This window comes from Micromonospora sicca (genome assembly GCF_003172935.1).
GTDB classification, from domain to species: Bacteria; Actinomycetota; Actinomycetes; order Mycobacteriales; family Micromonosporaceae; genus Micromonospora; species Micromonospora sicca.
The window spans coordinates 1-16,522 of the sequence record NZ_QGKS01000096.1; the positions used below are offsets into that span (position 1 = coordinate 1).

Here is a 16,522-nt window from a genome sequence, read left to right on the forward strand (position 1 = left end):
GTTGAGCTCTACCGGGTCGCCGACCGCGTGTACGTGGGCCACGGCGGCACCGCGGCCGTCAGGGCCGACGCGGGACGAGCACGGCGGGGCAGTGCATGACTGGGGCTGGTCGAGGGGGCAGGGCCCAGTCAGTGCATCGCCACTACGAACCTGATGACGTGGATGCATCACCCTGATCCGTTCACGTCATCAGCTTCGTAGCGCCCGAACAGGCACCCCACCTCCGCCACCGGACCGCGCAGCCCACCCACGACGGGGCCGGGGGCCGCCGTGACCGGCGGAGGGATCAAGCCTGACCGCCCGGAGCCGGTCACGGCGGCCCCCGGCCTGAACCGCAACAAGCAACAAGCGGCAAGCGGCAAGCGGCAAGGAGCCGACCGACGCCTACCGAGGCTCGGTCACGAAGTCGATCAACCGTTCCATCGCGTTGATCAGCGGCGTCTCCACGTCGGCGAAGCTGTCAACCCGGGACAGGATGCGTCGCCACATGTCCGCCGGCTCGCCCACTCCGAGGGCCGCGCAGACGCCCTCCTTCCAGGGCCGTCCGGGCGGCACCACGGGCCAGGCCGGGATGCCGAGCGCGGCCGGCTTGACCGCCTGCCACACGTCGACGTACGGGTGCCCGGTGACCAGCACGTGCGGGGAGGACACCCGAGCCACGATCCGGCTCTCCTTCGAACCGGGCACCAGGTGGTCGACGAGCACGCCGAGCCGCCGGCCCGGGCCGGGGGCGAAGTTCCGGACCTCGGCGTCGAGGGCGTCGATGCCGTCGAGCGGCTCCACCACCACGCCCTCGATCCGCAGGTCGTCGCCCCAGATCCGCTCCACCAGCGCGGCGTCGTGCACGCCCTCGACCCAGATCCGGCTGGCCTTGGCGACCTGGGCGCGGACGTTGTCGACGGCGATCGAGCCGGAGGCGGTGCGCCGCCGGGCCGCCGGCGCCGGGGCGCGGGTCGGCCGGCGCAGCGTCACCGGCCGGCCGTCGAGCAGGAAGGCCGCGGGCAGCAGCGGGAAGTTGCGCCGCCGGCCGTGCCGGTCCTCCAGCACCACCGCGCCGGCCTCGAAACCGACCACCGCGCCGCAGAACCCGGAGTCGGCGTCCTCGACCACCAGGTCCGGCTCGGCGTCCACCTCGGGGGTGACCTTCCGCCGTCGCCAGTCCCCCGCCAGCACGTCCTCGCCGTATCGCCCCGCCATGTGGATCACGCTAACCGGCGGTCCGGCGCGTCGCCCGGCGACGCGCCGCCGGCACCCCGGCCGCCGCGGGGACGGACGGTCACGACCGCCGACGGCGATGCGGCGGGCCCGCGAAAAGGGGCGAAGAAGGCAGTTCGGGGCAGGCTACGCGGCCGGAGCGGCAGTCGAGACAGGGGCGGCGGGGAGCACGTACCCTTTCCGCATGTCCCTCCCCGCAACGGGCGCGGCCACGCTGGCTCCGCGCCGGTCCAGCCGGTTCGTTGCCTGGGTCCGCGCCTGGCGCGCCGGCCTGGTGCCCTTCGACGAGGTCGCCGACTCGATCGCCGGCGACGAGGAGCACCTGGTCGCGGACGCCCCCGGCACCTGGACCGACGTCCCGCTGCGGGACGCGCTGCCCACCCTGGCCAAGCTCTCCCCCGACGAGATCCGGCTGGTGCTGCCCGCGCCGGGCGACCCGCGCGGCCTGCCCGGCCCCGGCGACTTCGCCGGTGCGGCGCTGCTCGCCGGGGAGGCGGTGGTCGCCGGCGGCCTCGGGCTGATTCCGCAGGTGCGCAGCCACACCTCGGGCTCCGGGATGACCTGGGAGACGGTGCTCTGGCGGGTCTACCCGCTGCCCTCGAACGCGCCGGCGGCGTCGCTCACCGCCCCCGGCGCGGCGGAGGCGGAGGCCGAGCTGGCCGCCGCGCTCGCGGAGACCACCGCCGCGCTGACCCGCCTCGACGTGGCCCAGTGGCGGCCGGAGCTGGCCGGGGCGCTCGCCGCGCTGCGCCGCCCGGACGGCGCCACTGATCTGCCGCCGGGCTTCGACCCACGGGCCCGGCGACTCTTCGCCCGGGCGGCGGTGCTGGACCGGGTGCTCGCCCTCGCCGGGCACAGCGCGCCGGGCGGGGCGATCAACAACTACGAGGCCCAGCAGCGCGACGCCGCGCTGCGCCCGCTCACCACCGCCTGCCGGCAGGCCCTGGTCGCCGCCTGCAACGCCCCGCTGCGCCCCTGACGGCGGAGCCGGGCCGCGGGGTCAGATCTCGTCGATCAGGTCGGCTACCGAGTCGATGATCCGGGACGGCCGGTACGGGTAGCGCTCCGCCTCGGCGCGGCTGCTGATCCCGGTCAGCACCAGGATCGTCTCCAGCCCCGCCTCCAGCCCGCAGAGGATGTCGGTGTCCATCCGGTCACCGATCATCGCGGTGGTCTCCGAGTGCGCGTTGATGGTGTTGAGCGCCGAGCGCATCATCATCGGGTTGGGCTTGCCGACGAAGTACGGCTCCACCCCGGTCGCCTTGGAGATCATCGCGGCGACCGAGCCGGCGGCGGGAAGGGCGCCTTCCACCGACGGGCCGGTCACGTCCGGGTTGGTGCAGATGAACCGCGCCCCGTCGTTGATCAGCCGGACCGCCTTGGTGATCGCCTCGAAGCTGTAGGTGCGGGTCTCCCCCAGCACCACGTAGTCCGGGGCGAAGTCGCTGAGCACGTACCCCACCGCGTGCAGGGCCGTGGTCAGCCCGGCCTCCCCGATCACGTACGCGGTGCCACCCGGCCGCTGGTCGTCCAGGAACTTGGCGGTGGCCAGCGCCGACGACCAGATCGCCTCCTCCGGCACGTCCAGCCCCATCCGGACCAGCCGGGCCTGGAGGTCGCGCGGGGTGTAGATCGAGTTGTTGGTGAGGACCAGGAACGGCTTGCCGGAGGCCCGGAGCCGCTTGACGAACTCGGGTGCGCCGGGCACCGGCTGGCCCTCGTGCACCAGCACGCCGTCCATGTCGGTGAGCCAGCTCTGCACCGGCTTGCGGTCATGCATGTGTCGTCCCAACGGGTCTAGGGGTCGGTCGGGCTCAGGGACGGCGGGCGGCGGGCATGCAGCACGGCGTCGGGCAGGTGTCCCACATCGGCAGCTCGCCGAGACGGCGGCGCAGCCGCTCGCCGTCCGGCGCGGTCCGCTCGGTGACCAGTTCGCGGACCATCGCCACGAAGCGCGGGTCGGTGCCCGGGGTGCCGGCGCGGACGAAGTCCAGGCCGAGCTGCTTGGCCGTGTCCAGCGCCTCGGTGTCGAGGTCCCAGACCACCTCCAGGTGGTCGGAGACGAAGCCGATCGGGCTGACCACCACGCCGGTCACGCCGGACTCGGCGAGGCTGGCCAGGTGGTCGTTGATGTCCGGCTCCAGCCACGGCACCTGCGGCGGGCCGGACCGGCTCTGCCAGACCAGGTCGTACGGCAGGTCCGGTGCGGCGGCGGCGTGCACCAGCCGGGCGGTCTCCGCCAGCTGCGCGGTGTACCGGCCGCCGTTCGGGCCGGCGGTGGCGGCCATCGACGTCGGAACGGAGTGCGCGGTGAAGACCAGCCGGGTGGTGTCCCGCTTCGCCGGGTCGAGCTGGGCCAGTGCGGTACGCACCGCGTCGGCGTGCGGCTCCACGAAGCCGGGGTGGTCCCAGAACTGCCGCAGCTTGTCGATCATCGGGGCGTCCGGGCCGACGGCGGCCCGGGCGGCGGCGATGTCCTCCTGGTACTGCCGGCAGGAGGAGTAGCCGCCGTACGCGCTGGTGACGAAGGCGAGCGCCCGCTGCACCCCGTCGTCGCGCATCTGCGCCACGGTGTCGGCGAGCATCGGGTTCCAGTTCCGGTTGCCCCAGTAGACCGGCAGGTCGACGTCGTTCGCCGCGAAGTCCGCCCGGATCGCGGCGAGCAGTTCCCGGCACTGCTGGTTGATCGGGGAGACCCCGCCGAAGTGCAGGTAGTGCTCGGCGACCTCCGCCAGCCGCTCGGGCGGTACGCCGCGCCCCCGGGTCACGTTCTGGAGGAAGGGCACCACGTCCTCAGGCCGCTCCGGGCCGCCGAAGGACACCAGCACCAACGCGTCGTACGCCATGGCGCCATTCTCCCCCGACGGCCGTGACGGCCCGACGACCACCCCGGGACGGTCGGGTTTCGTCGGCCGGCTCAGGCGCCGATCGCGTGGTAGCCGCCGTCGACGTGGACGATCTCGCCGGTGGTGGCCGGGAACCAGTCCGACAGCAGCGCCAGGCAGGCCCGCGCGGCGGGCTCCTGGTCGGTGAGGCTCCAGCCCAGCGGGGCGCGCGCGGTCCAGGCGTCCTCGAACTGGTCGAAGCCGGGGATGGACTTGGCGGCGATGGTCCGCAGCGGGCCGGCCGCGACCAGGTTGCTGCGGATGCCCTGCTTGCCCAGGTGCAGCGCCAGGTAGCGGGAGGCGGACTCCAGCCCGGCCTTGGCCACGCCCATCCAGTCGTAGACCGGCCAGGCCTTGGTGGCGTCGAAGGTGAGGCCGACCACCGCGCTGCCCGCGGACATCAGCGGCAGCGCCGCCATGGCCAGGGACTTGTAGGAGAAAGTGGAGACCTGCAGGGCGGTCGCCACGTCCTCCCAGGGGGCGTCGAGGAAGCCGCCGCCGAGACAGCTCTGCGGGGCGAAGCCGATCGAGTGCACCACCCCGTCCAGGCCGTCGACGTGCTCCCGGACCTTGTCGGCGAGGCCGGCGAGGTGCTCCGGGTTGGTCACGTCGAGCTCGATCACCGGGGCCGCCTCGGGCAGCCGCTTGGCGATCCGCTCGACCAGGGAGAGCCGGCCGTAGCCGGTGAGCACGACCTGGGCGCCGTTCTCCTGGGCGAGCTTCGCCACCGAGAAGGCGATCGAGGCGTCGGTGATGACGCCGGTGACGAGCAGCCGCTTACCGGCGAGCAGTCCAGACATCGAGAGATTCCTCCGTGCGTTCTTCTCGGGACGGGTGGCTCAGTGGCCCATGCCCAGGCCGCCGTCGACCGGGATGACGGCGCCGGAGATGTAGCCGGCCGCGTCCGAGGCCAGCCAGGTGACCACGCCGGCGACCTCGTCCGGCTCGGCGAACCGGCCGGCCGGGATGGCCTTGCGGTACTCGGTGCGGCGCTCCTCGGGCAGCGCGGCGGTCATGTCGGTGGCGATGAAGCCGGGCGCGACCACGTTCGCGGTGATGTTGCGGCTGCCCAGCTCGCGGGTGATCGAGCGGGCCACCCCCACCAGGCCGGCCTTGCTGGCCGCGTAGTTGACCTGGCCGGCGCCCCCGTACAGGCCGACCACCGACGAGATGAAGATCATCCGGCCCCACTTCGCCCGGAGCATCTTCGCCGAGGCCCGCTTGGCGCAGCGGAACGCGCCGGTCAGGTTGGTGTCCAGCACCCCGGTGAACTGCTCCTCGGACATCCGCATCAGCAGCGTGTCGGCGGTGATGCCGGCGTTGGCGACCAGCACCTCGACGGGACCCAGCTCGGCCTCGACGGTGGCGAACGTCGCGTCGACGGAGGCGGAGTCGGTGACGTCGCACCGCACGCCGAACAGGCCCGCCGGCGCCTCGCCGCTGCGGTGGGTGACCGCCACCCGGTCGCCCTGCTTGGCGAAGGCCTGCGCGATGGCCAGGCCGATTCCCCGGTTGCCGCCGGTCACCAGCACGGTACGGGCCACGGGTCCCCCTCTGCTCCGCTGATCTCTGCGTCGGTCGGAGCCTAGGGGTTACCGGTAGGTAAGCGCTAACCCGACCAGGTCACACCGGGGTACGACGCCCGGCCTCAGCCCAGGGTGGGACGACGATGCGCCCGCCGGTCCGTACGCTGCCGCTGATGGCGGAGCAACCGGTCGGGACCTGGTGGCGGGCGCTGCGGCGTACCGTCGCCGGGGCGGACGTCGCGCCGGTCCGGCTGCCGCTGGACCGCTGGCCCCGGCTGGCCCCGTTCGCGCGGCCCGTCGGCCTGCTCGTCGTGATCGGACTCTTCGCCGTCACCCTGGCCCAGCAGACCGACCGGCGCCTGCCCGGGATCGTGCCGATCCTGTTCGCCGGCCTGACGGTCGCGCCGCTGCTCGCCCTGCCCCGGCGTCCCCTGCTGGCCTGGCGGCTGGCCGTGGTGGCCCTGGCGACCTGCACCTTCAATGCGCCGGCCGGCGCGGGCTGGCCGTGGACCCCGGTGCTGGCGCTCGGGTCGCTGCTGGTGCTGGCGGTGGTGGCGACCCGGGCGGACCGGCCGGTGCTGGTCTGGGTGGGCCTGCTCACGCTGGTGCCGGGGCTCGCGTTGGTCGACCCCGACCATCGGGTCAGCGTCCTGGTGCTGGTCCTGACGGTGCTGGTGCTCGGCGACCTGGTGCGCGGCAACCGGCGCTCCCGCCGGGCGCTGGCCGCGCAGACCGCGCTCAGCGAGCGGGAGCGGGAGCGCCGGGCGGTGCTGGAGGAGCGCACCCGGATCGCCCGGGAGCTGCACGACGTGGTCGCCCACCACATGTCGATGATCGCCGTGCAGGCGGAGACCGCGCCGTACCGCCTCGCCGAAGTGCCGGATGCCGCCCGCGCCGAGTTCGCCGCGATCGCCGGCTCGGCCCGGGAGGCGCTGACCGACATGCGCCGCCTGCTGGGCGTGCTGCGCAGCGAGTCCGCCGGTCCGGAGACCGCGCCGCTGCCCGGGCTGGCGGACGTCGCGGCGATGGTGGACGCGGCCCGCCGGGCCGGCCTGGCGGTCACCCTGGACGCCCCCGCGCCGACCGGCGACACGCCCGCGCCGGTCGGGCTGGCCGCGTACCGGATCGTCCAGGAGGGGCTGGCGAACGCGGCCCGGCACGCGGCGGGGGCCGCGGTGCGGGTCACCGTCCGGCCCGGGCCGCACGCCCTGGCGGTACGGGTCGAGAACTCCGCCGGCGGCGGCGATCCGACGGCGGCCGAGCGGGGCGCCGGGCACGGGCTGACCGGGATGCGCGAGCGGGCCCTCGCGCTGGGCGGTACGTTCGCCGCCGGGCCGGCCGACGGCGGCGGGTACGTCGTCGACGCGGTGCTGCCGTACGACGGGGAGGACGGGAACGGATGATCCGGGTGCTGATCGCCGACGACCAGGCGATGGTCCGGCAGGGCTTCGGCGCGCTGCTGGCCGCCCAGCCGGATTTGCTCGTGGTGGGGGACGCCGCCGACGGCGCGGCAGCGGTGGAGGCGGCCCGCCGGCTGGACCCGGACGTGGTGCTGATGGATGTCCGGATGCCGGTGCTGGACGGGCTCGCGGCGACCCGTCAACTGCTCGGCGACCGCCGGGCCGACCGTCCCCGGGTGCTCATCCTGACCACCTTCGACCTGGACGACTACGTCTACGAGGCGCTGCGCGCCGGGGCCAGCGGCTTCCTGCTGAAGGACGCCCCGGCCGCCGACCTGGTGCACGCGGTCCGGGTGGTGGCGGCCGGGGACGCGCTGCTCGCCCCGACGGTGACCCGCCGGCTGATCGCCGAGTTCGCCGCCCGTCCCGGGCATCACCGGCCCCGGCCGACCGAGCTGGCCGGGCTGACCCCCCGGGAGACCGAGGTGCTGCGCCTGATCGCCCGGGGCCGCTCCAACGCGGAGATCGCCGCCGACCTGGTGGTCGCCGAGCAGACTGTGAAGACCCACGTCGGGCGGATCCTGGCCAAGCTCCAGTTGCGCGACCGCGCCCAGGCCGTGGTCATGGCGTACGAGACGGGTGTGGTCGCCGCCGGGGAGTAGCCCGCAGGACGGCTGACCGGCCGCCCGCCGTACCGCCGGACCGGAGCGCGCTGACCCCTCCGGTGGGGCGGGTGGGGGCCGGTCGGCCGAGTGCGGCGGGCGGGCGCCCCGGGTGTACGATCATCCACGTTTGCGGGCGGTCGATCGCCCGCTTTCCGGGCCCCGCCGACCGCAGGAGGTGATCGCTGTGCGAGATAGCGATCCTCCCAGTCGTGGCCGGGCCGAACGTCAGCCCCGCTGAGCCACGACTCAGTCAGGTGAGCTGACCCAGCTCCCGCTCCCCCGCGTGACCCTCGGCCCCGGCCGGGGTGAGCGTGCTGCGCCGCCCCGATCCGGGCCCGGCCGCGGAGGAGCCCCCCGGTCACGACTTCGTGTGCGCGTCCTGCCTGCCCCTGCGGTCCCGTCGCGGACCGTCCAGCCGCCACCGGAGCCTGTCCATGAGCCGTTACGTCGCCCCGCTGGGCTTCACCCTCGCCGCCGTCTGGGTGGCCGTCCTCTTCGTCCTGGCCGGCGGCGGTCACTGACCACCGCCGGCCGTCGGCCGCCCCGATCGGCCATCGCCCCACCGTCGTCGCCGGCCGCCGCCGCGCGGCGGCCGCCGTGCCCGCTCAGAGCAGGCGCGACGACCAGAGCAGGCTCAGCCCGCCGGCGCAGAGGGCCAGCAGCAGCGCGATCCCCGCGTACCACTGGGTGATCTCCCGCGGCTCGGTCCGGAACCCGATAGAGCTGCCCATGTCCTGGTAGACCTGCTTCAGCTCGCTGACCGAGGCGGCCTCGTAGAAGTACCCCTCGGTGGTTTCGGCGAGCTGCGCGAGGGCCATCCGGTCCACCGGCACCCGCTGCGGCTGGCCGCCGATCTCCACCTGCCCCGAGTCGGTGCCGAACGCGATCGTGGAGACCGGGACGTTCGCCGCCTGGGCCGCCGCGGCGGCCTCCTCCACCGACCGCCCCGACGTGCGGTACCCGTCGGAGAGCAGCACGATCCGGGCCGGCGGGATGCCCGCCGCGCCGTCGGCCGGCACCGAACGGATGGCCTCCAGGCAGGTGAAGACCGCCTCCCCGGTGGCCGTCGACTCGGCCAGCACCAGCCCGTCGATGGCCGTGGTCACCGCCTCCCGGTCCTTGGTCGGCGAGACCAGCACGTTCGCCGACTTGGCGAACGAGACCAACCCGAGGTTGTAGTTCTCCGGCAGCTCCCCGACGAACTGCTTGGCCGCCTCCTGGGCGGCCTCCAGCCGGTTCGGCGCCACGTCGTCGGCCTGCATGGACAGCGACACGTCGATGGCGAGCATGACGGTGGCCCGTTCGAGGGGCTCCTTGGTGTCCATCGCCGGCCGGGCCAGCGCGGTGGCGAGGACGAGCAGGCAGAGCAGGAACGCGGTGGCCGCCGCGTGCCGCCGCCAGCCCAGTCCCTTGGGCGCGAGGGTCCGCAGCAGGTCCACGTTGGTGAACCGCATGGCGTACGCCCGGCGGTGCAGCTGCCGCCAGACGTACGCGGCGGCCAGGGCGAGCACCGGCAGCACGGCCAGCAGCCACCACGGTTGCAGAAAACGGATCATCGTGTCGTCCCTCGGGTGCGGGCGTGCCGCTGCGCGGCCACGAATCGCACCATGTCCAGCAGCCAGTCTCGGTCCGTACGCAGCCGCAGGTGGGCCGCGCCCGCGGCGCGCAGTTCCGCGGCGATCGCCGCCCGCTGGGCGGCGGCCGCGTCGGCGTACCGGCGGCGCAGCCGCGGGTCGGCGGTCTGCACCTCGTGCAGCTCCCCCGTCTCCGGGTCGACCACGGGCAGCACCCCCACGTCGGGCAGCTCCAGCTCGCGCGGGTCCACCACCTCGATCGCCAGCACGTCGTGCCGGACCCGCAGCTTACGGATCGGGCGGCCCCACTGCTGCGGCGGTGCCAGGAAGTCGGAGATGACCACCGCCACCCCGCGGCGGCGCGGCGGCCGGTTGAGCATGTCGACCAGCGCGCCGAGGTCGCTGCGCCCGGGCTGGGTCTCGACCTCGGCGATCGCCCGGAGCAGGCCCTGCGCCTCCTTGCGACCGGCCCGGGCGGGCAGCCGGAGCAGGGTCCCCGGCCCGGTCGCCGGGGGTGCGCCGCGCCACCGGCCGGCCCGCGCGGGCGCCGGGGCGCCGGTGCCGACCACCGCTCCGATCCGGTTGCCGCCGCGTACCGTCAGGTGGGTCAGGGCGGCCGCCGCGGCGACCACCACGTCGCGCTTGAGCCACCGGCCGGTGCCGAAGTCCAGGCTCGCCGAGAGGTCCACCGCCAGCCAGGTCTCCAGTTCCCGGTCGGCCACCGTACGCCGGACGTGCGGCATCGTGGTCCGGGCGGTGACCGGCCAGTCCATCCGGCGTACGTCGTCGCCGGGGCGGTACTCGCGGGACTCCCCCGCCTCGCTGCCCGGCCCGGGCAGCAGTCCGGCGTAGTCCCCTTGGAGCAGGCCGTCGAGCTTGCGGGTGACCAGCAGTTGCAACCGGGACAGCACCGCCCCACTTCGCTCCGCGTCGTCCCGGGCCGGCATGGGTGGGGTCACGGCCGCTGCCCGGGCCAGCCCGCGCCGGCCGGCGCGCCCGGTGCCGGCGGGCTGGCCTGCTGCCGGGGCGCGACGGCGGGCAGCGGAATGGTCGACATCACCCGGTGCACGACGTGGTCGGCGGGCACGTCGTCGGCGAGCGCGTCGTAGCTGAGCACCAGCCGGTGGCGCAGGATGTCCGGGGCGATGTCCTGCACGTCCTGCGGCAGCGCGTAGTCCCGGCCGCGCAGCAACGCCAGCGCCCGGGTGGCCCGGACCAGCCCGAGCGAGGCGCGCGGGCTCGCACCGTACTGGATGAGCTGCGCGACGTCCGGCATGCCGTGCTCGGCCGGGGCACGGGTGGCCAGCACCAGCCGGACCGCGTAGTCGACCAGCGCGTTGTGCACGAAGACCTGGTCGGCCTTGCGCTGCAGGGCGATCAGGTCGGGGGTGCTGAACACCGGCGTGGGCTCGGGCGGGGAGACGCCCATCCGGTAGACGATCTCCCGCTCCTCGGCGTCGGTCGGGTAGCCCACCAGGATCTTCATCAGGAAGCGGTCGCGTTGCGCCTCCGGCAGGGGATAGACGCCCTCCTGCTCGATCGGGTTCTGCGTCGCCATCACCAGGAACGGGTCGGGCACCCGGTGGGTCTCACCGCCGATCGACACCTGGCGCTCGCTCATCACCTCCAGCAGCGCCGACTGCACCTTGGCCGGCGCCCGGTTGATCTCGTCGGCCAGCAGGAAGTTCACGAAGACCGGGCCGAGCTCGACATCGAACTTCTCGCTGGACTGGCGGTAGATCCGGGTGCCCACGATGTCGGCGGGGACCAGGTCGGGGGTGAACTGGACCCGGGCGAACGAGCCGCCCACCACCTGGGCGAGGGTCTCCACCGCGAGGGTCTTCGCCACCCCGGGCACCCCCTCCAGCAGGCAGTGCCCGCGGGCCAGCAGGGCGACGAACATCCGCTCGACCATCCGGTCCTGACCGACGATCACCCGCTTGATCTCGAACAGGGCGCGTTCCAGCAGGGTGGCGTCCTCGGCCGGGGTCGTGCCGACCGGCGGCGCCTCCGGCAGGGCCTCGGTCGGGGTCGGGGCGTCGGGCGTGGTCGGCTGGGCCACCGGTCCTCCACAGCATGATCGGTCGTCGCGGCGTGGTGCGTATCAAGACTGTCATGCCCGGCTGAGAGCGGAGGGTGGGAGAGACCGATTTTCGCCGCGCCGTCCCGCGCCCCGGAAAACGCTGAACACGGGTGGACAGGAAGGGGTACGGCGTGTGTACGATTCACCCCGTCGCCGGGCGGCTCCCCCCGTGGCCGCCCGGCGCTAAAACTTCCCGGAGCGCGGCCTAGACTCGCCCGGATGACCACTTCCCGCCCTGCCGACGAGGCGCCGATCTGCTCGGCACGCGGTTGCCGCGCGCCCGCCGCCTGGGCGCTGCGCTGGAACAATCCCCGCCTGCACGACCCCGACCGGCGCAAGACCTGGCTGGCCTGTCCCGAACACCGGGAATCGCTCGGCGCGTTTCTCGACGCGCGTGGCTTCCTGCGCGAGGTGGCGGCGGTGGCCGGATCGCCTACGCTCGAAGGGTGAGTGAGCGCAGCGGATCACCCCGGTGAACGGTGACGACCTCGCCGGGCCGCCGTCGGCCCCGGCCGGCCCGCTGGAACCGTGGCCGGACACCGTCCGCTGGCAGCCGATCTCCCCCGACCTGATCTGGGTGGAGCTGATCCGACTCGGCGTGCTGCTGGCCGTCCTGCTGATCGGCCTCGGCCTCGGCTGGGCGTTCAGCGGGCAGTGGCTCTTCGGCGCCGCCCTCGGCGTGGTCGTCCTGCTGGCCGGCTGGCGGGCGGCCACCATCGTCCGCGCGGTGCACGCCTGGGGGTACGCCGAGCGGGAGCACGACCTGCTGGTCCGGCACGGGCTGCTGGTCCGGCGGCTCTCCATCGTCCCGTACTCGCGGATGCAGTTCGTCGACGTCAGCGCCGGGCCGCTGGAGCGGGCGTTCGACCTGGCCACCGTGCAGTTGCACACGGCCGCGGCGGCGAGCGACGCGCGGGTGCCCGGGCTGCGGCCGGCGGAGGCCGCCCGGCTGCGCGACCGGCTGACCGCGCTCGGCGAGGACCGGGCGGAGGGCCTGTGAGCGACGGTCCGGCCGACCCCCGGCCCCCGGCCCACTGGCCGACCGCGCCGCAGCCCGGGGCGCCGGGGACGGCCGGGCAGGGCTGGCCCGGGCACGGCTGGCCGGGGCCACCCGGCGTCGCTCCCCCGCCCCGTGCGGAGCCCCGGCAGCGGCTGCATCCGTTGAGCCCCGCCCTGCACGGCGCCAAGTCCCTGGTCGTGGTGATCGCCGGGCTGTCCTGGTCCACGCTGTCCCGGGTGGGCTTCGGCTGGTTCGCCGCGATGGCCGCGGTGCTCGCCCTCGGCGCCACCGTGCTGGCCGTGATCAGCTGGTACAACACCGGCTACCACATCGTGGGCCGGGAGCTACGGGTGCACGAGGGGTTGATCTGGCGGCGGACCCGAGCCATCCCGCTGGAACGCTTGCAGGCCGTCGAGGTGGTCCGGCCGCTGCTGGCCCAGCTCACCGGGCTCGCGGAGCTGCGCCTGGAGGTGGTGGGCGGGGGCAAGACCGAGGCGCCGCTGGCGTACCTGGGGGTGGCCGAGGCGGCCGCGCTGCGCAAGCGCCTGCTCGCCGTCGCCGGCCGCCCGCCGGAGGCCGTCGCGCCCACCGCCGGCCAGGCCGCCGCGCCGGCGCCCGCCGGACGCCGGCTGCACACGGTACGCAACGCGGACCTGCTGGTCAGCCAACTGCTCACCCCGCAGGCGTTCCTGCTCCCGTTCGGCGTGGCCTTCGTGGTGACGCAGTTTCTCTCCCAGGGTTCCTGGTCGTTCATCGCGGTCGCCAGCACCCTGACCGCGATGGCGGGCGTCCTGCTGCAACCCGTCCGCCGGGTCCTCGACGACTGGGGCTTCCGGCTGGACCGGGACGGCGACACGCTGCGCGTCCGCAACGGCCTGCTGGAGACCCGGGTGCAGACGGTGCCGCTGCACCGGGTGCAGACCGTCGGGATCACCTGGCCGCTGCTGTGGCGGATGCGGAGCTGGCTGCGACTGCGGCTGGAGGTGGCCGGCTACTCGGCCGCCGAGCCGGACGACCGGAACCGCCCGGACCGCCTCCTTCCCGTCGGCGACCTGCGCACCGGTGAGCTGGTGGTGGCGGCGGTCCTGCCCGGCGTACGCCTCACCGCGCTGCCGCTGACCCCGCCGCCGCGGCGGGCCCGCTGGCTGCGCCCGCTCAGCCGGTCGGCGATCGGCGCGGGCCTCGACGACCGGGTCTTCGCCGCCCGCTCCGGGGTGCTCACCCGGCAGTTGGCGATCGTCCCGTACGCCCGGATCCAGAGCGTCCGGGTGACGCAGGGGCCGGCGCAGCGGCGGCTGCGACTGGCCACCGTGCACGCGGACACAGCCGGCGGGGCCGGCGTGTCCGCGCACGACCGGGACCTGGCCGAGGCGTGGGAGCTGGCGGCGGAGCTGACCGCCCGGGCGCACGCCGCCCGCCGCGCCGACGAAGATCCACACGCCTAGTCGGGTCGCAGCGGCACCCGCGCGCCCGGCGTTCGGTCGAAGGCCGGGCACGTCACGGGCGGCCGAGGGCCGGACCGGCCACCGACCCGTCAGCGATCGGCGGGCACCGGCGAGGGGTCGGCGGCGACGTCCCGTTCCACGGTCGGGGCGGTGCCGGGCGTCGCCCGGCCGGCCGCCGGGCCGTCGCTGAGCGCCGCCGGCTCCGGCGACGAGGGCCCGCTCCGCGCGCGCCGGGCCGCCCACCAGCGTTCGGCCAGGCCGACGACGAGGAAGGTGATCCCGACGTACGCCCAGCCGACCAGCACGTCGATCATGTAGTGCTCGCCGCTGTAGACCAGGGTGAACGTCATCGCCAGCGGGTACGCCAGCAGCAGCGGCCACCAGCGCCGCCGGGTGGCGCCCAGGAAGAACAGCACCACGAAGAGGGCGAACGCGGTGTGCAGGGAGGGCATCGCGGCCACCGGGTTGGCGGCGATCTGGCCGGCGTTGAGCAGATTGCCCGCGCCGTGCATGCCGAACGCCTTCCAGCCCCGGGTGGAGATCCGGGCCACCTCGGTGAGCAGGCCGTTCTGCGCGGCCCACCAGGGCGGCGCGGCCGGGTAGAGGAAGTAGGTGACCAGCCCGGCGGCGCAGAGGAAGCCCCAGCGCCGCATGTACGCGGCCCAGCGCCCGCGGTCCCGCAGCCAGAGCACCGCGGCGGCGGCCAGGGTCATCACGAAGTGGGAGAAGTAGACCCAGCTCGCCAGCACGTCCCACCAGTGCACGTCCGGCCGGTAGAGGTGCTGCTGCAACCAGACGGTGGGCACCTCACCGCCGGTGGCCCAGCCGAACAGGAAGCGGTCGGCGACGATCAGCTCCATGGCGTGCGGCGTCGCGCCGTTGTCAGCGAACCCGCGGGAGAGGTTGTACCCGGCGAGCAGCAGCACCACCGGAATCCAGTCCCGGGCGAACCGGAGGTGGCTGCGCCACGGCCGGGAGGAGTTCCAGGCGATGGTGGCCGCCCAGATCCAGACGAAGGCGTACGCCGGGTCGGTCGGCAGGCCGATGGCGAACCAGCCGGCCAGGAACGCCACCGCCCAGATCGCCATGGCTACGGCACGGCGCCGCCCGCCGTCGGGCGACGCGGCCGGGCCGGTCCGGGCGGGGGGCTGGGGATCTGTCACGACGGCCATCGCGGTCAAGGTTAACGGCGGGCGACGCAGCCACCGACGCCGACCACCGCCCGCCGCGCGGGACGGCCGCCGACCGGCCCGATCGCCGCGTGTGCGGGACCCCACGGGACCGACCCCGTCGACGGGGCGTGTCGGGACCCACCGGTTGCCGCCCGGCGTCGCCCCGGCGGCGGGCGAACACCTACGCTGAGACCATGCACGCGCCGCCCGAGCCCTCCTTCACGCCGGGCCTGACCGCCCGGGTCGAGCTGACCGTCACCGACGCCGACACCGCGCAGGCGGTGGGCTCCGGGGACGTGCCGGTGCTCAGCACCCCCCGGGTGCTGGCCCTGGCCGAGGCGGCGACCGTCGCCGCGACCGCCACCCGGATGCCGGCCGGGCAGACCACCGTCGGGCTGCGGGTCGAGCTGGACCACCGGGCCCCCACGCCGGTAGGCCGGACGGTGGTCGCGCAGGCCCGCCTCACCTCGGTCGACGGTCGGCGGCTGCTGTTCGAGGTGACCGTCGCCGACGGCGGGGAGACCGTCGCCGAGGGACGGGTCGAGCGGGTGCTGGTCGACCGGCAACGCTTCGTCGAGCGCGCCTCGCGGGCGTCATGACCGGCCGCTTCGTCGAGGTCGCCGACCGCGTCCACGTGCTGCGGGAGCCGCTGCTCCAGGTGAACGTGACGCTGGTGGTGGGCGACGGCGCGGCGCTGCTGGTGGACACCCTCTCCACGGCGGTCCAGGCGCGCGACCTGGCCGCCGCGGCCCGGGCGGTCACCCCGCACCCGTGGATCGTGGTCAACACCCACCACCACTTCGACCACTGCTTCGGCAACGCCACCCTGGCCGCCGACCCGCCCCGCCCGGTGTACGCGCACGCGCTGGCCGCCGTGGCGCTGCGCGAGCGCCCCGACGAGCTGCGCCGGGCCGCGTACGAGGAGATCCGGGAGGAGCGGCCGGAGCTCGCCGCCGAGCTGGCCGACACGGAGTTGCTGGCCCCGACGCACACCGTGCACACCGAGACGGTGCTGGACGTCGGCGGCCGGCGCGTGGTGCTGCGCCACCCGGGGCACGGGCACACCGACGCCGACCTGGTGGTGCACGTGCCCGACGCGGACGTGCTGGTCGCCGGTGACCTGGTCGAGCAGGGCGGGCCGCCGGCCTTCGAGGAGTCGTACCCGCTGCAGTGGCCGGACGCCGTCGCCGACCTGCTCCGGCTCACCACCCCCGCGACGGTGGTGGTGCCCGGGCACGGCGACCCGGTCGACGTCGAGTTCGTCCGCGCCCAGCACGCCCAACTCGTCCGGCAGGCCTGGCTGATCCGCGCCGGTCACACCGGCAACGCCCCGCCCGAGCGGGTGGCCGCCGATTCCCCCTTCGGCGCCCGCCCCGGCCTCATCGCCGCCCACCGCGGCTACGCCGAACTGAACGGCACCGCCTAACCCACCGTTACCTTTCAGTGAGCAAACGTGACTCATGATTGGCAGTCGTCCGTTGCCGGGCGACGTTGACCGGATGAACCGGTCTAGACGCTTCACGGCCCGCTGCCCCGCCTGCGGGTGCAGGTCTTACG

At 74.9% G+C, this 16,522-nt stretch carries 18 protein-coding genes; 9 read left to right on the plus strand and 9 right to left on the minus strand.

The genetic code is table 11. The features are described from left to right. Positions 1-384: 384 nt before the first annotated feature. Entirely contained in the window at positions 385-1,197 is an 813-nt protein-coding gene (locus tag DKT69_RS03605; protein ID WP_109800190.1) for a DUF3097 domain-containing protein, read from the minus strand. Positions 1,198-1,399: 202 nt separating this feature from the next. Here DKT69_RS03605 and DKT69_RS03610 point away from each other — a divergent pair, with 202 nt between their 5' ends. Beyond that, positions 1,400-2,194, plus strand: coding sequence for an Rv1486c family protein (locus DKT69_RS03610; RefSeq protein ID WP_109800174.1), 795 nt, complete (start codon positions 1,400-1,402; stop codon positions 2,192-2,194). A 21-nt stretch (positions 2,195-2,215) separates the two neighbouring features. Here DKT69_RS03610 and DKT69_RS03615 read toward each other — a convergent pair whose 3' ends face one another. The 4 genes from DKT69_RS03615 to fabG all read right to left on the minus strand — a co-directional run bounded on the left by DKT69_RS03615 (position 2,216) and on the right by fabG (position 5,644). Beyond that, positions 2,216-2,995, minus strand: a complete 780-nt coding sequence (locus tag DKT69_RS03615; protein ID WP_109800175.1) for an HAD-IIA family hydrolase — start codon at positions 2,993-2,995, stop codon at positions 2,216-2,218. A 34-nt stretch (positions 2,996-3,029) separates the two neighbouring features. Then, complete coding sequence (locus DKT69_RS03620; protein WP_109800176.1) at positions 3,030-4,061, minus strand: ferrochelatase; 1,032 nt, start codon at positions 4,059-4,061, stop codon at positions 3,030-3,032. Positions 4,062-4,132: 71 nt separating this feature from the next. Beyond that, the gene (gene fabI / locus DKT69_RS03625; protein ID WP_109800177.1) at positions 4,133-4,900 is read right to left on the minus strand and encodes an enoyl-ACP reductase FabI; all 768 of its coding nucleotides are present in this window, start codon (positions 4,898-4,900) and stop codon (positions 4,133-4,135) included. 39 nt (positions 4,901-4,939) lie between these two features. Beyond that, positions 4,940-5,644 carry a beta-ketoacyl-ACP reductase gene (gene fabG, locus DKT69_RS03630; protein ID WP_109800178.1) on the minus strand — a complete coding sequence of 235 codons (705 nt, stop codon included), beginning with the start codon at positions 5,642-5,644 and terminating at the stop codon, positions 4,940-4,942. Between the two features lie 155 nt (positions 5,645-5,799). Between fabG and DKT69_RS03635 the strand changes: the two genes are divergently transcribed. From DKT69_RS03635 to DKT69_RS37625, 3 genes are all read left to right on the plus strand, one after another. Beyond that, positions 5,800-7,029: a sensor histidine kinase gene (locus DKT69_RS03635; protein ID WP_161557764.1), complete on the plus strand. Its 1,230-nt coding sequence runs from the start codon at positions 5,800-5,802 to the stop codon at positions 7,027-7,029. Next, positions 7,026-7,688 carry a response regulator gene (locus DKT69_RS03640; RefSeq protein WP_109800180.1) on the plus strand — a complete coding sequence of 221 codons (663 nt, stop codon included), beginning with the start codon at positions 7,026-7,028 and terminating at the stop codon, positions 7,686-7,688. The genes DKT69_RS03635 and DKT69_RS03640 overlap by 4 nt, the downstream gene beginning before the upstream one ends. A gap of 308 nt (positions 7,689-7,996) precedes the next feature. Further along, positions 7,997-8,212 (plus strand): hypothetical protein, encoded by a 216-nt coding sequence (locus DKT69_RS37625; protein ID WP_130338032.1) that lies wholly within the window; start codon positions 7,997-7,999, stop codon positions 8,210-8,212. 84 nt (positions 8,213-8,296) lie between these two features. On the opposite strand, the gene DKT69_RS03645 is transcribed toward DKT69_RS37625, so the two are convergent. From DKT69_RS03645 to DKT69_RS03655, 3 genes are read right to left on the minus strand one after another with little or no spacing between them, the layout of a single operon-like run. Continuing rightward, complete coding sequence (locus tag DKT69_RS03645; RefSeq protein WP_109800181.1) at positions 8,297-9,247, minus strand: VWA domain-containing protein; 951 nt, start codon at positions 9,245-9,247, stop codon at positions 8,297-8,299. Beyond that, complete coding sequence (locus tag DKT69_RS03650; RefSeq protein WP_201749468.1) at positions 9,244-10,242, minus strand: DUF58 domain-containing protein; 999 nt, start codon at positions 10,240-10,242, stop codon at positions 9,244-9,246. Before DKT69_RS03650 ends, DKT69_RS03645 begins: the two co-directional genes overlap by 4 nt. Continuing rightward, positions 10,221-11,327 (minus strand): AAA family ATPase, encoded by a 1,107-nt coding sequence (locus tag DKT69_RS03655; protein WP_109800183.1) that lies wholly within the window; start codon positions 11,325-11,327, stop codon positions 10,221-10,223. Before DKT69_RS03655 ends, DKT69_RS03650 begins: the two co-directional genes overlap by 22 nt. A 240-nt stretch (positions 11,328-11,567) precedes the next feature. On the opposite strand from DKT69_RS03655, the gene DKT69_RS03660 reads away from it, so the two are divergent. The 3 genes from DKT69_RS03660 to DKT69_RS03670 are packed head-to-tail and all read left to right on the plus strand — an operon-like array spanning position 11,568 to position 13,793. Then, positions 11,568-11,798, plus strand: coding sequence for a hypothetical protein (locus tag DKT69_RS03660; protein ID WP_109800184.1), 231 nt, complete (start codon positions 11,568-11,570; stop codon positions 11,796-11,798). Positions 11,799-11,820: 22 nt separating this feature from the next. Beyond that, positions 11,821-12,348 (plus strand): PH domain-containing protein, encoded by a 528-nt coding sequence (locus DKT69_RS03665; RefSeq protein WP_109800185.1) that lies wholly within the window; start codon positions 11,821-11,823, stop codon positions 12,346-12,348. Next, a complete protein-coding gene (locus DKT69_RS03670; protein WP_109800186.1) occupies positions 12,345-13,793 on the plus strand; it encodes a PH domain-containing protein in 1,449 nt (482 codons plus the stop codon). Before DKT69_RS03665 ends, DKT69_RS03670 begins: the two co-directional genes overlap by 4 nt. 89 nt (positions 13,794-13,882) lie before the next feature. On the opposite strand, the gene DKT69_RS03675 is transcribed toward DKT69_RS03670, so the two are convergent. Further along, on the minus strand, positions 13,883-14,965 hold the full coding sequence (locus DKT69_RS03675; RefSeq protein ID WP_109800187.1) for a phosphatase PAP2 family protein: 1,083 nt from the start codon (positions 14,963-14,965) through the stop codon (positions 13,883-13,885). A gap of 194 nt (positions 14,966-15,159) precedes the next feature. On the opposite strand from DKT69_RS03675, the gene DKT69_RS03680 reads away from it, so the two are divergent. Next, complete coding sequence (locus tag DKT69_RS03680) at positions 15,160-15,564, plus strand: thioesterase family protein (RefSeq protein ID WP_109800188.1); 405 nt, start codon at positions 15,160-15,162, stop codon at positions 15,562-15,564. Then, positions 15,561-16,391 (plus strand): MBL fold metallo-hydrolase, encoded by an 831-nt coding sequence (locus DKT69_RS03685; protein ID WP_109800189.1) that lies wholly within the window; start codon positions 15,561-15,563, stop codon positions 16,389-16,391. The genes DKT69_RS03680 and DKT69_RS03685 overlap by 4 nt, the downstream gene beginning before the upstream one ends. Positions 16,392-16,522 lie beyond the last annotated feature (131 nt).